Source organism: Mesorhizobium cantuariense, assembly GCF_042647205.1.
In the GTDB taxonomy this organism is placed as follows: Bacteria; Pseudomonadota; Alphaproteobacteria; order Rhizobiales; family Rhizobiaceae; genus Mesorhizobium; species Mesorhizobium cantuariense.
Window position 1 is genome coordinate 1,588,177 of sequence record NZ_JBHRVD010000001.1, and the last position, 14,120, is coordinate 1,602,296.

The 14,120-nt window shown below is 59.8% G+C and carries 10 protein-coding genes; 6 read left to right on the top strand and 4 right to left on the bottom strand.

Annotated features, from left to right (window positions below; translation table 11 throughout):
- Positions 1 to 374: 374 nt before the first annotated feature.
- The 3 genes from nusG to ACFOJ9_RS07400 are packed head-to-tail and all read right to left on the bottom strand — an operon-like array spanning position 375 to position 3,261.
- Positions 375 to 938 (bottom strand): transcription termination/antitermination protein NusG, encoded by a 564-nt coding sequence (gene nusG / locus ACFOJ9_RS07390; RefSeq protein WP_378978087.1) that lies wholly within the window; start codon positions 936 to 938, stop codon positions 375 to 377.
- 14 nt (positions 939 to 952) lie between these two features.
- Positions 953 to 3,049, bottom strand: coding sequence for a GumC family protein (locus ACFOJ9_RS07395; protein WP_378978089.1), 2,097 nt, complete (start codon positions 3,047 to 3,049; stop codon positions 953 to 955).
- A 17-nt stretch (positions 3,050 to 3,066) separates the two neighbouring features.
- A complete protein-coding gene (locus ACFOJ9_RS07400) occupies positions 3,067 to 3,261 on the bottom strand; it encodes a hypothetical protein (RefSeq protein ID WP_378978091.1) in 195 nt (64 codons plus the stop codon).
- 197 nt (positions 3,262 to 3,458) lie between these two features.
- On the opposite strand from ACFOJ9_RS07400, the gene ACFOJ9_RS07405 reads away from it, so the two are divergent.
- The 5 genes from ACFOJ9_RS07405 (at position 3,459) to ACFOJ9_RS07425 (ending at position 12,768) form a co-directional block, all read left to right on the top strand.
- Positions 3,459 to 4,046 carry a hypothetical protein gene (locus ACFOJ9_RS07405; protein WP_378978093.1) on the top strand — a complete coding sequence of 196 codons (588 nt, stop codon included), beginning with the start codon at positions 3,459 to 3,461 and terminating at the stop codon, positions 4,044 to 4,046.
- A gap of 509 nt (positions 4,047 to 4,555) precedes the next feature.
- The gene (locus tag ACFOJ9_RS07410; protein ID WP_378978095.1) at positions 4,556 to 5,305 is read left to right on the top strand and encodes a Crp/Fnr family transcriptional regulator; all 750 of its coding nucleotides are present in this window, start codon (positions 4,556 to 4,558) and stop codon (positions 5,303 to 5,305) included.
- 1,974 nt (positions 5,306 to 7,279) lie between these two features.
- The gene (locus ACFOJ9_RS07415; RefSeq protein WP_378978097.1) at positions 7,280 to 9,829 is read left to right on the top strand and encodes a caspase family protein; all 2,550 of its coding nucleotides are present in this window, start codon (positions 7,280 to 7,282) and stop codon (positions 9,827 to 9,829) included.
- 586 nt (positions 9,830 to 10,415) lie between these two features.
- Positions 10,416 to 11,522: an OmpA family protein gene (locus ACFOJ9_RS07420; RefSeq protein WP_378978099.1), complete on the top strand. Its 1,107-nt coding sequence runs from the start codon at positions 10,416 to 10,418 to the stop codon at positions 11,520 to 11,522.
- A 7-nt stretch (positions 11,523 to 11,529) separates the two neighbouring features.
- Positions 11,530 to 12,768 (top strand): caspase family protein, encoded by a 1,239-nt coding sequence (locus ACFOJ9_RS07425; protein ID WP_378978101.1) that lies wholly within the window; start codon positions 11,530 to 11,532, stop codon positions 12,766 to 12,768.
- Here ACFOJ9_RS07425 and ACFOJ9_RS07430 read toward each other — a convergent pair.
- A complete protein-coding gene (locus tag ACFOJ9_RS07430; RefSeq protein ID WP_378978103.1) occupies positions 12,750 to 13,355 on the bottom strand; it encodes a DUF6931 family protein in 606 nt (201 codons plus the stop codon). The two genes, ACFOJ9_RS07425 and ACFOJ9_RS07430, sit on opposite strands and share 19 nt — an antisense overlap.
- 191 nt (positions 13,356 to 13,546) lie before the next feature.
- On the opposite strand from ACFOJ9_RS07430, the gene ACFOJ9_RS07435 reads away from it, so the two are divergent.
- A complete protein-coding gene (locus tag ACFOJ9_RS07435) occupies positions 13,547 to 14,083 on the top strand; it encodes an OmpA family protein (protein WP_378978105.1) in 537 nt (178 codons plus the stop codon).
- Positions 14,084 to 14,120: the final 37 nt, after the last annotated feature.

Sequence of the window (14,120 nt, forward strand, 5' to 3'; positions counted from 1 at the left end):
TGCCTTGGCCTCTGGAGCCCAGCGACGATACTGTTGCGGCTGCAGGCCATCCCGAGGCTCTCCAGGGTCCGCGGGACGGCAGCTTCCGGGTTTGGATTTGCGTGAAGGTTGCAAGGGGTTTCCCCTAGTTGATCGCGTCGAGGGTCATTCGGTCATCGTCGCCGGAAGATCGTCGAATTGGCCTAGCCAACCCATTGGCGGCTGACTTCGTTGGAACGCAGCACCCAATGTTCTCAATGCCGGCCTGCAGGCTCGGATGTCGCCTTTGCAAGCTGCCGCATCGAGGGTGAATTGGGTGCCAACTCATCCCTCCTTGCCGGGTGGTTTCGGCATCTTCCGTGCAAAAAGTATTAAATGAAAACTAACGCATAGAATCAGGAAATTACCGAAAATTTATCCCGATCGATCGTAATTGGTATCGAACGGTTCATAATATCAAGAAGAATTCTGACTGCTCCAGCACTCCCAACATGATCAAGAACGCCAAGCTGCTCAGAAAACGGCCCGTCTATGATCCTAATTCTTTGACCTGGCCTCAATAGAATATCCGGGTGCAAGATTCCGTCGTCGTCGGTTGCTGATATCAAAGACTCAACCACACCGTATGGTGCTGGTATCGGCATTCCTTTGCTCATGACAAGTTTCCGGACGCCAACGGTTGAGTTGATCGGGTACCAGCTCTGCTGTTGAACAGCCAGCGAGACGAACAGATAGCAGTCGAAATACGCACCGGAGACGGTTCTGACAATGCGAGCGTGCCGGACGGTTCGCCTCCGTTTGGGCAGGTAGGTTCGGAAGTTTTGCGATAGCAGGTGCCGCTCTGCCAAGCTCTCGGAATGTTGGTGCGTCTGCACCACGCACCAACGCGCAGGGTCCCCGTCGTGAGTTTTTCCTACCGGCTCTGGAGAGCGATTATGGTATAAGTCAACGCGCTGCATGGCGGAATATTTCTCTAGTTAAGATAGTAACTGTCCGAAACACTACTTTCGAGGGACGTGTAGCGGCCATATTTCGGCAGCTTTGGTTCGTCCACCATTGTCAAGGCGATGCCGGCAATCTTGGACCGGCCGCCAAGATGTCGAATTCCTTCGGCAACGGCCTCGCGCGAGGTTTCACGCCACTTCACGACAAAGAGGACTTTGTCGACATACCTCGCTAGGATCGAGGCATCTGCCGCAGGTCCAACAGGTGGTGCGTCAATGATCACCGTGTCGAATTTTCCGCGAAGCTCGTCGAGGACCGAGCGCATTCGCGCCGAAGCAAGAAGGGCAGGCGGGTTCCGGGTCCTTGCGCCGGCAGGGAGCAGGGAAATCCCCGAGCGTTCGTCCAGATGAATCGCGTTTGCGGCCTTTACCGGCAAAGTCAGAAGGTCGACCAACCCGACCTTGTCCGCCATGCCGAAGAAGGCCGTGGTCGCCGAAAGCCGCAAGTCAGCATCGACGACCAGAACCCGTTCGCCGTCGGCCGCGGCGGAGCAGGCCAGGCTCAATACCAGGGTTGTCTTCCCTTCGCCGGGCATCGCCGATGTCACCAGCATGAGGCGCGGCGAACGGACCAGCTCCGGTGTCGCATCGAGACCCAGGCGGAGCCGCCGCACGGCTTCGCTATACCTGGATAGTGGTCTGCGTTCGAGATAGGCCACAGGCTGGGCGTGGGACTGAGCATCTCTCGACCAGCCGGACATCCTTGGCATGGACGCAAGAACTGGGACTGCCAGCTCGTCTTCTATCTGTTTCTTTGCCATGAAGCCGGAAGCGAAAAGTTCGCGAAGAACGGCGCCAGCGCCCCCGACGAAGAGGCCGAGGACAAGTCCCAGGGCCGCAAAAAGAGGCCTGTTCGGGAAGCTTGGTGAGTCCGGAACGCCCGCATCGGTGATCACACGTGCGCCGCTGTTGAGGAGGGTGGCCTTCTCCTCGGTGAGCTTGGCGCGTGACAGGAATGTCTCAAACAGTTCCTTGTTGGCGGCGGCAATCCTCTCCAGATCACGCAACTGGACGCCAACCTGACCTTCGATTTCGGACCGGTTGGATACCGAATCCAAAGCCCGAGCCAAAGAAGCCTCCCGGGCTTCGGCGGCGTCGACTTCATTCTTCAGGTTGCCGATGAGACGCTGGACTTCGGCGGCAATCTGTCCCTCGATGTCGCGGCGTTCGGCCTGGGCCGTCATGACATCCGGATGCCGTTCGCCATATTTCAATTTAAGGTCGGCTTCCCGCCGTGTCACTCCAGAGACCTGAGCCCGAAGTGCGCTGATCACCACGGACTGCAACACGTCCGGTATCGACTGGATGTCGCCTCCGCTGGTCAGCAATTTGTCAACTTGCTGAAATTGTGCCCGTTTCTCCGACAATTCGGCGCGCGCGTTAATTAACGCGATATTCAATTCGGACAGCTGCTGGTCAGTCAAACTTCCTGCTGGCGTCGCCAATAAATTGTGATCGATCCGAAACTTCTGGACAACTTGTTCCGAACGGCTCAGTTCCTCTCGCAGAGATGCGGCCCGCTCACTGAGCCATGTGGACGCTTTCCTGGCCCCTTCGTAGCGGGACTTTACTCGATCAGCGAGGTAGGTTTGGGAAATCGCGTTCGCCAGGGATGCTGCTTTTCCCGGGTCGTAAGCGGTCACGGAAATCTCAATAACGTCCGCCATCCCGACGCGCGAGACTCCCAGCGCGCCCTTCAGCCATTCCAATGCCCCCAACCCGATCTTTGGATCTTCCGTCAGCTTTTCACTGTCGACGACCTTACGAAGGAGCGAAGTGGATCTCAGAACTGCAATCTGACTTTCGATAAATGTTGATTTGTCGGTAAAATCAGAATTGGGATAATCTTGTGGAGTCATATAATCGATCGGGGAATCGAGTAAGACTTGTGCGGTCCCCGTGTACGATGGTGGGAGGACATAGGCAGCGACCACAAAAACGCCGAAGGTGAGCGCTGCAATGCTGCACACCAGCTTCCATCGCCGGAGAAAGAAATCAAGGATTTCTCTGACGTCGAGCGGCAGCAACTCTCGGGTTATGATCGGATTGTCAGTTGGACTTGCCATTTCCGAATCCTTAGCGATCAGCAGAACAACTCCCACCCCTTCAGCGTCGGCTGAATGTGCTTCACTTCAAAATAGTTCGGGCAGTTGCCTGTTAAGCGCGCTGAAAGCGCATGACAGGGTTCGCGCCCCGCCATCCGGCATGTCCAAATCGCTCCCGCCCAAAGACCGATCGCGTCGCCGGTCAGCCGGAAACATAACAGCTTCGCGTACATCGCCGCCATTACCATTATTGAGTAGTAAATCGGCTAAAGGTCGATCTGGTCTACCCGACAAGCCTTTCAGACCTTAGGACATTCGCCGGGGCATCTATCCGGGAGGCCTAAACGCTATCATCGATCAGGCGCGCGCAGGAGAGCCTGCGCTCCCAGACGACAAGAAAGCGGCCGGCCTCGTCTAGTCTGAGGTTGAAATGGATACTTACAGCGACATTGTTCCGGGGCTTTTAGATTGGGTGGTCAACAGACCGGCAGCCATTCTGATGCTGTCCGCAACCTGGCCGCTGATCCTTCTTCTGAAGAAAGACAGGTTGCTGGGCTATGGGGCCCCTGCCGTTTTTATTGGGGCTGGCACTTTGATTGTGTTCGGCATCGAAACCCCCGTAGGAGCAGTCGTTGTGGTACTTGCCTACAGTTTGCTGGTTTCAGTTGCACTGCTTTCCACCCGGAAGCGTCTTAGCCAAATCGAGGATCGCCTTGCATCGGTCATATCGGCACTCGATGACCTGGAAGTTGCCGAAGAAAGACGGCAGACTTACAACGCCCGGCGTCCCTCGCTGCTTCACCCGCGCCGAAAACCGGCAGCCAGAACAATGGAGCAAATCGTTTCGGCAGGCGCAACGGAGAGTCTCGAATGTGAGACGCAGGTGATCCCTGGTCCGCCTTGGCAAGAGTTGCAACCGCCCGATCCGCCAGTGGGATCCGCGCTTCCGGCATCAACGCGACCAGCAGGACCCGACGTGCTTTCAGAAGAGCGTCGAACAAGGCTGCTTTCAAGTTGAGCAGTTCTGTCTGGCGAGGTTTTAACCAGCTGAAGCGACCCGCAAAAGTAGCGGTGACGGTCCCGCCGGGCGCAGCCCAAAGGACAAGTTCGACCGCGGGCGTTGGCTGCGGGCAGGCCCACGGCAACTTGCCGAAGCCGATCCGGTAGGTGGATTATAGGAGCCGGCTTCGACCGAGATGACCGGCGCTTGGTTCGACCTTCATCCCAGTTTCCCTCGGAAAAATCCTTGCCAATGGTTCACACAGTCGCTGTGAGCGCGACGAAAGTGCCGCGATCCTCCAGCATGTCGATTTCGTACCAGCGCGCCACGACGTCATTGCGCCTAATGCCGGCGCTGCATGGTGACGATTGTTCAAGAGGCAAGGCGGTCTTCAAGCCGACCTGCCTGATGAACGTCCGGATCCACCCAAAGTGGTAAGGCTATACCCAACCGTGGTACACTGCGATGCCATTCGGCTGAAAGGATAGAGGGAACTTTTTGTCTAGTTGATGGTTTGCAGCTTCAGGTTGATCGAAGGGGCGATCACGGGGTGGGGTTATCAGGACGAAATGAGCTTATCAAAACAGGCTCTTGGATTGGCGAGGGAACCTACGCTTGCTGACGCGAGTTGGGAAAAGGAATTCTCTGTACTGCCGGGAGCTGTGCGCCGCCTCTATCCAGCGAACACGACGATTGCACGCGAGCATCAGGCTAGATCCCTTATCCTGGTAGTGACTGCGGGGTGGGCCGCATTCGCCAAGACGTTGCCGAATGGCTCGCGACTCATCGTCGATTTTGCACTTCCTCGTGAAATTGCCTCGATCGAGTTCAGCGGAGAAGGGGGCGAGACGGTAACGGCTCTCTCCGATGTGACCGCGATCGAGTTGATCGGTCCTGTCCGTACTTGTTTATCGCGCTATCCGCAGTCCATTTGCGAGGCTATCCTGCTGGCTGAGGCAAGGCGGTACTCCAGGGTTGCGGAACATCTGGCAGGAGTCAGTAGAAGGGATCCTGTGGAACGCACGGCTCATTTTCTTCTTGAACTGGCCTGCCGCGCACATCGATCAGCAACGACCTATCCGGACCGCTTTGAATGCCCGCTGACGCAGGCCGAGCTGGCCGACGCGTTGGGGCTTTCAGCTGTGCATGTAAGTCGCGTGTTGAAGGATTTGCGAGAAAGCGGATTGGCTTCATTCCGCAATGGTGTGGTCGAGTTGCATGATCATGCTGGACTTATCAAAACAGCCGGATTTGATCGGTCTTACATTTCGAGTTGATGCCGCCGCGCAACCGGTGCTCGCAGTCGGTCTTGCTCAGGTAATTGTGGATGTCGGTCGCAGCAACTGCCGCGTGACCGAATGCGACGGCGATCTGACCGGATCTCGTTGACGACGTCTCCAGCGGCGTAAAGGCTGCGATGGCGGTTCGCTGATGCGAGTCGGAGACAAGGTTCCCCAGCACATCAACCTTCGCCCCGAGGTCGGCAGCTAGGTTCGAGCACATAATGCATCCCATTGCCGGGTGGATGCTATCGAAGACAGCCAGGTTGCCATGTTAGCAAGCCGCTGCCGATGCCGTTAGCCCCATCAGGTGGGCTTCGTTGCGCGTCAGTCATCAGATCGGTCCCCTGCGTGGTCAACGCCACCCTCTCGCGCTTTGTCCGGTCGGTAACGCACCGAGCCGTAAGCGCTACCCAGAGCGTAAGAGAAATGGCCGGTGCGGGTGGGTAACCCTCCGGGGGACGTGAGGACCGCACCGGCCACTACGGCGGGCTTGGGGTTACGCACCCGCATTTGTCAATTTACAGGCACATTAGCAACCGCGCAATTAAGCCTATCGGTTGTTCCCGGTATAGGGGAGTGCTGATATCGGGATAGTTCGGCCGCCATCCGCCTTGGCGAGCTTTCTTTTCGAGAACAATTTTTGTCATGTCCAATCCGGTGACATGGTCCGCGCCGATCGGCAGGCGCGGGCGACCGACCAATCCACACTTCCCGATCAGCGGCGGCAACTGCTGCCTTTTACAGCGGGCACCTGGAAGTCCGGACCAGAAGCCGGACTTTCAAACGCAATTGGTCCGAACGCACGGTCGGAATACTGTCCTACCAGCCTTGCTGCCCAGACCCCTTTGCCTTTGCCAGCGCCGGTTCGTGGCGGCTTTTTGCGAGCCGGAGCTTTTCGGAACCAGATCGCCTGGTGCTGCTCGCCGCCTAGTTCTTTTGCGTTGTGAGCTCATCCAAGTAGTGGAATGGACTGAACGCCATATGAGCTTGTAGCGTTCTCTTTTGGGCGCGCAGGCTGGGGAGCCGTATGATACCCCTACAAATCAAAGAGTTGTTGGAAATTGACGCGTACCGGCGAACCATCAGGACGCTCGACCACGCCTATGACGTCGACCTGGCAAATGCTTGCACGCCCGCGGAGCGGGAAAAGGCTGAGTACCGACATTATTGGGAAACGTTCCTATACTATGAACAGATTGCGGAGATAAAAACGCGGCGACTGCTCCGGAAGGCGGATCGTCTCAATATTCCGATTAGCTGTGAGGACGACAACAGCCCAATGTGGAGAAGATCGTCCCAGCTTAACAGCTGGATATTGACCCCACTTGGTTACTCCGATGTCCAAAATATGATCCGCCAAGAATGCAAAGACCGCCGACAGCACGCCACCACCTGGGCTGGCGTGATCGTCGGCCCACTCACCCGGCTAGCATCTGTTTGGCTGGTTGCGCGCGGGCAGTAAGCCGTACAGGGGGGTGCGCATGGCTCCTAAGCCGACTTGCGCATCCAGCGTGAAGGCGCATGTTGCTGCCCAGTACGCGGCGCGCTTTGTGGTGGGCGTCTGGCGCTATGGTCAGACAGCGATGCACGGCTAGGAACCGGGACGCATGGCGACTATCAAGATCGCACGAACCGGTCCGCCGGTGCGCCTCCGCTGAACCGAGCCGGCAGTTCGGCACGGAACTGCCGCTCGTCCTACGACTGGTCATTTTCATGGCGAGACCGGCGTCTGCCGGATTGAAGCTTGGCGGACGGGTCAGATCCGGACGGGCACGCCGGTGCAGTCTTGACACTCATTGCGGATGGTTCGGCTCTGAGGTAATTTAGACCCGGATGGGAAAGATGCCTGCTGTCGCGACGGTGCTTTGTTCTATTCCTGTCTCGGCAGATTGTGAGCTGATTAACAGCCCCTGATGCCGCAAGCTGCGTTCTTGTGGTCGCCAGGTAGCAGCGGTTAAGGGATTTGCCATGCTCCGGCTTTGCGGATTCATCGCAGTCTTCCTCCTGGCGGCCTTTACGACCTTCGATGCGTCGGCCGATCGAAGGGTCGCCCTGGTGATCGGCAATTCCGACTACCGGCAATTCCCGGCGCTGAAGAACCCGGTCAAGGATGCCGAGGACGTCTCCAAGACGTTTCGACTGGCTGGGTTCGAGGTTTTCGTTGCAAGCAATCTCACCAAGCTGCAGTTCGAAGAGCAGTTCCGCAACTATCTTGCCGCCGTCGACGGCGCCGATCTGGCCGTCGTCTACTATTCCGGTCACGGTTTCCAGATCGGCGGCGAAAATTTCCTGATCCCGGTCGATGCTTCGTTGAAGCAGGCGGCGGACATCGAGGTCCAGGCCATCAAGCTCAACGACGTGCTGGAACAGATGCGTTCGAAATCGAAGATCCAGGTGATCGTCCTCGATGCCTGCCGCAACAATCCGTTCCCGCGCAAGAATTACTGGCTGAGAGATCAGCTTATCACCGCCGGCAACGCCGGCCTCGCGCAGGTCAGAAGCTCGCTGAACACCCTGATTGCCTTCGCCACCGAGCCCGGGGCGGCGGCCTATGACGGCAACGGCGATCTCAGCCCGTTTTCGGCGGCGTTTTCCCGTCGTGCGCTGGCCCCGAACCAGGAGATCCGCACGGTCATGGCGGCGGTGCGCCGGGATGTGGTGGAGGCAACGAACGGCCTGCAGGTCCCCTGGGAGAATTCGTCGCTGATCGACGAAGTCGTGCTGATGCGCCGCAGCAACCGCCCCTCGCTGCCGCCGGTGCTTGAAAAGGTCGTGTTGTCGGGGGTCGGCCCGGTCGATCTCGGCCTGCCGGAACCGGTCGATGTCGACGGCGGAACGATCACCGTGAGCATCGAGAGACCACCGGCGCTCGGCCGCCTGATGCTGGACGGCAAACCTGTCGAGGTGGGCGAACCGATCCAGGGCAAGGACCTGCCGCGTTTGCAGATGGATGTGCCCAAGGGGGTCGCCGTGCAGGACGAGGTGGATATGCTGGCCTACGCCACGCATGACAATTGGGGTGGCCAAACCCAGGGCATCCTGGTGTTCCGCGTCAAAAGCGGCGAAGGCGCCCATGGCGAACAGATCATGGCCTCGCTCGAGGCCGAACAGAAGCAACAGGTGCTGGAGCGCGGCATTCATATCATCGGTGCCGCCGAGGCGATCGAAAACCGCGACATCGATGTTCTCGTGGGCGTGGGCCCGGTTGCGCTGAACCTGGATTTCCCGACTGACGATCCCGTGGTCAGCCTGAAGGTCTCGGGATATCCGGCGACGGGAACCCTCTCGTTGCCGGATCGAACCCTGTCGCCGGAATCGAGCCTGATGGCCAGTGAGGTCGACCGGCTGCGCTACGAACCTCAGATCGGCATAGCCGCGCCGGTCGAGGTCGGCTTCGAAATCCGTGCGGACAGCAGTTCGTCCAAGCCCGCCACGATGAAACTGTCGCCAACCGTCGATCCGTGCGACTCCGCCGCCGGCGAGCCTCTGGACCTGCAGGGCGTCGTTCCCGGCCTGCTGCCGAACGAAATTGGCGCCAGCGCCGTGGAGGTTTGCGAAGCCGCTGTGAAGGCTTATCCCGATGTCCCACGCTTCCGCTACGAACTGGGGCGCGCGCTGCTTGCAGCCGGCAAGGTCGAGGAAGCCAAGGCGGCCATCGAGCAGGCCGCCAAGAAAGGGCATGTCCGCGCCGTCTTCGAACTCGGCTACCTGTATGCGACCGGAACCGGAATGGCGATTGACCGCACGCAGGCCAACGCCCTCTACAAGGCGGCGGCCGACAAGGGCGATCCCTACGGCATGACGTCCTGGGGCCGTATCTTGTTCAACGGCAGGGGCGTCAAGCCCGATACCGCCAAGGGCCTGGACCTGCTGCTCAAGGCGGCGGCGATGGGGCACACCTATGCCATGAACGATCTCGCCGCGATCTTCACCGAGGGCCGCAACGGCGTGCCCGCCGATGCGACCCGGGCCTTTGCTTTCCTCGAGGCCGGCGTGCAGCGGCAGGACATGTATTCGATGAACCTGCTCGGGCGCAATTATCTCAACGGTCAGGGCGTTGAGAAGGATCCGAAGACGGCGCTGGGGCTCTTCCAGAAGGCCATGGACCTCGGCCAGCCCTACGCTCCGGGCAGCCTTGCGCGCATGTACCGGGACGGCGTCGGGGTGGAGCAGAACGTCGCCGAAGCGCAAAGGCTGTTCGAACTGGCGACCGCGCGGGGCGACCAGTCGAGTGCCTATGACCGCGCGGCCCTCGAAATGCAAAAGGCCGACAAGGCCGACCAGGCCGTCGCCGTGCGTTTCCTTGCATTCGCGGTCGCGCTCGATTTTCGCAAGGAACTGCCGGACGCCCAGAAGATACTGGCACAATTCGGGGCGAAGCCGAAAACGGCGGCGTTGAAAGCGCTGCGCCAGGAACTCAAGTCGAAGCTTCCCGCGTCCGGTTCGCTGGACGCACAACTGGTCAGCGTGGCCAGGCGAGTCTGGGAAGAAGCCAATCCGCGTCGGGACTTGTTCTGATCAATTGGGAGGCAAAGGTGGGCAGGATATCGAAGCAAGCAATCATCGGAACAATTCTGTCCGGCGTCCTGGCGGGGCTCATGGGCTGCACGTCCTTGGTGCCCCAGCTTGAACCGACGCCGCTTGTGGCGAAGCCCCAGCCGAAGGTCGTTCGCACGGCGCCGCCGCGAAAGGTCGTCAAGAAGAAGATCGCCAAGAAAGTGGTCCAACCGGTTGAGGAGGTCCAGCCGGTTGAAGAAGCCCCTGTAAAGCCGCCTGTCTTTCCCACTGCGGGTGGAGGCGGAAGCAGCGGCGGTGGCGGCGGCTGGGGAGGAGGTTGACCAGTACGTGTAAAAGGGGGAGGCGTTTCCGCCGCAATCAGTAAATCCAGACGCCAAATCACCCCGATCCGCCAACAAGCGCTGCTACCCAGGATGCAGCCTTCGCGTCCCTATACCTGCCTTTGTGCGCCATCCCGCAACTCGAGCGCGAGCGACATTTTCACGCTTTCGCGACGACCGGCGCACCTGCTCGCCAAGCGGGTGCAACTGCTCTATGCTCCCGCCAGGTGTCGTGTCGATACGGTGGTCCTGGGCAGGGGCGTTCCATGTTCGAAGTCGTCGCATTCTGGTGGATGACAAGGCTGAAAGGCCCCGCGACACGAAGTCTTTGCCTGATCGTCGCGCTTTCCGGCTTGCTGCTTCTCGGATCGCAAGCCGCCAACGCCGCGCCGAACTGGACGCTCGATCCGTCCGCCTCAGTCATCACCTACCAGTCGGTCAAGAAGAACACGATCGTCGAGACCAACAAGATCAGGAACATCACCGGCACGCTTAGTTCGGCGGGTGATGCCAAGGTCACATTCGACCTCAATTCGGTCGATACCGGCGTCGACTTGCGCAACGTCCGCATGCGCTTCCTGTTCTTCGAGACATTCAAGTACCCGACGGCCGAGCTGACGGCCAAGGTGGATCCCGCCGCATTCGCCGATCTCGCGACAAAGCGCAGGGTGAAGTCAACGCTGCCTTTCCGTCTCAATCTGCACGGCGTCGACAAGGACCTCGAGGCCAGCATCGTCGTCACCATGATCAGTGACAACATGGTCTCCGTCGCTTCGGAGACTCCGGTCGCTGTCCATGTCGAGGATTTCGGACTGCTGCCAAATGTCGACAAGCTTCAGCAGGCGGCCAATGTGACCAACATCGTTCCGACTGCGTCGGTGTCCTTCGATTTCGTCTTCACCGCCGACGGCAGCAAGCCCGCCGCCGCCCAGACGGTCGCGGCAAGCACGGCCGACGTCGGCCCCGTTGCCACCGATGCCGCGAAGGCGAATTTCAGCGATGAGGAATGCCTGAACAGGTTTACCGTGCTCTCGCGCACCGGCGCCATCTACTTCCGTCCCGCCAGTACGCGGCTCGATGCGAAAAGCCGCCCGTTGCTGACGGAGGTCGAAGGTGTCGTCGGCAAATGCCCGAGCTTGAAGGTCGAGGTCTCCGGCTATACCGATTCCGACGGGTCGCCGGACGCGAACAAGCTGCTCTCGGAGCGGCGGGCCCAGGCGGTTGCCGACGCCCTGATTGCCGAGGGCATTCCGCGCAATCAGATCAGAGCCGCCGGCTATGGCGAAGATCGGCCGGTTGCCGCCAACGATACGCCGAAGAACAAGGCGCTCAATCGGCGGATCGAGTTTTCCGCCACCAAGCTCGTGAACTGAGGGTCCGGTGAGGTCCGATCTGATCGCCTGTTGCGGTGGCCTCTTTCGTGCCGCCGGGCTTGCCGCGCTTGCCTTGCTTTTGACTGTAACGGCCGCCAGTGCCGAGCGCCGCGTCGCGCTGGTCCTGGGCAATTCCCAGTACCAGCACGCGGCGCCGCTCGCCAATCCGGTGCGCGACGCCCAGGCCATGGCCGAACGCTTGAAGAAACTCGACTTCGAGGTCTTTTCCGGCTTCGACCTGACCAAGCTGCAGACACAGGCAACGATCGCCCAGTTCGCAAAGCAGGGGCGCGGTGCCGACATCGCCCTGTTCTTCTACGCCGGCCACGGCTTGCAGGTTTCGGGCAAGAACTACCTACTTCCAGTCGACGCGGCGCTTGAGGACGAAACCTCCCTCGACTTCGAGGCCGTGTCAGTTGATTTCGTTTTGCGCCAGATGTCGCGAGAGACCAGCATCAGGCTGGTGTTTCTCGACGCTTGCCGCGACCTCGCGGAGATGCTGGCCAAGACCGCCGGCGGCAAAGGCGCAAGCAGCGGTCTTGCCGAAATCCCGATAGAGAAAGGTGGCGCCGGCACGCTCGTCGCTTTCGCCGCCAGTCCCAATCAACTCGCCTATGACGGGTCGGGCGAACATACGCCTTTCACCTCGGCGCTCCTCAAGCATATCGGCGCACCCAACGTCTCTATCACCGAGGCCATGAACGGGGTCACCAGCGACGTCTTGAAGGCAACCGCCGGCAAGCAGCGTCCCTGGATCAACGTGTCGCTGACCACGGAGGTCGTTCTGCACAAGGTCGATCTCAATGCGCCATTGATCGTGGGCGAGGCGAGCGCGCCTCAGACCGAAGGCGGATCCGACGCGCGCAACACCGGCGCTGCAAGCGCATCAGGCCAAAGCGACGACCAGCTTGCGCTCGATGTGCTGCGTCAGAAGATCCCCAGGCTGGCGTCGGACGCCCCGATCTTTTTCGACCATCCGATCGATTTCGGCGATCCGGCAATCGACGGCAAGAGCATCGCCCAGCTGATCAAGGGCAAACCCCTGTTCAGCCCGGTGGAGGGATTGGACAAGTCGGTATGGGAGGACAAACACTGCGACGGCTGCCATGAATGGGACGAGGCACGGCTGTGCGAACAGGCGAAAAATTTCGCCACCAACGATGCTTCTGTTTTGCGCCTGCAACATCCACTTGGAACGCGCTTCAAGGTGGCGCTTGCCAAATGGGCTCAAGGTGGCTGCAAGTAGGCATCCGCCGATTGGCGCAGCGCCTCGATCTCGGCCATCTGGATGCCCATTTCGACAAACGCGGAAAGAACGGCAAAGCGGTCCGCCAGTGCGACACGCGCCAGCCCGGCCAGAACACCCGCATTGACTGCATGGGCGGCAGGAAACGGCTGCAAGGCCGATGGTGCTTCTGTGCCGACAACAGATCCGACAATAAAAGAACCATTGTCACGCCATCCCGCCGCCCGGGCAATCCAGGCGCCCGGCGTTGTTGGCGGCGTTGCCTCTGTCTGGCTCACTGCCGCGCGGTGGTGGGGGCTGTCCGGTTCACCAACCCAGTCGCGAACATTGGCGAGCAACTCGTGATCAGTCCCATCGAGCAACTCGCTCAGATGGCTCAGGCATTCATGCGCCCACCAGACCGCAGCCCGATCGGGAAGCAGGTAGGCACAGAACGTGATCGCCTCTTCGGGAACGCGCCCGGCGAGCAGGTCGCGGCAAAACTCGATCGACTGCTGTTCGGTCGGAAGGGTTCTCATGTCCCGGGCAATAGCGGGACAAGCCATGAAGAGATCCTGTGCCGTTTTGAATCGGAGCTCATTGGCCATGACCGCCACGCTTTCATCGAGAAGCTCTAACCACTCAAGCCCCAGGCGCGGCGCGGGTCAAGTCTCAACCGGTGACGCTGCAACAACTGCCGGCATCGCCGCATCCCCTGGCGTTTATCGACAGACAATTGCCCCGGAATTTGGTATGATCACCACCATCGAAATCGGATGCTCAAACAGGAGTAACCGCTATGCAGTGGGGCAGTTCAGCCTTTGTGTTGGCAGTCGTGTTTTTCTCGACTCACGCTTCCGCCGACCCTGTTCAGAAATCAGAAGACATCGTGAAGTTTTTTGCTGGCGCCGCCGACCTCGGCAAGTCGCGAGGAATTTGTGTAGGAACCGAGGAAGAGTGCAAGAGCAAGACCAAGGCAAAAGACACGCCGGCCGAAAAATCCAGCCTCGATATGCTGATCAATTTCGGGTTGGATTCGGCCGAACTCGACGCGACAGCGCGCAGTGAACTCGACGAGTTCGCCAAGGCCCTGAAGGACAGGCGGCTGAGCACATTCAACTTCGTTGTCGAAGGCTACACCGATGCCACCGGCACGGTCCACTACAACGAGGGCCTGTCGCAACGACGAGCGCAATCGGTGGCAGCCTTCCTGACAGCCAGCGGCGTTGAGGCTGCCCGCATCAACGCGATCGGCATGGGTGAAAAGAATTCGCGCAGCCCGAATCCGTACGATCCGGTTAACCGCCGCGTGGAAATGCGGATAAAGACGCAATAGCACGCTGCCGCGTGCCACTGTTCGAGGAACGCCGGCG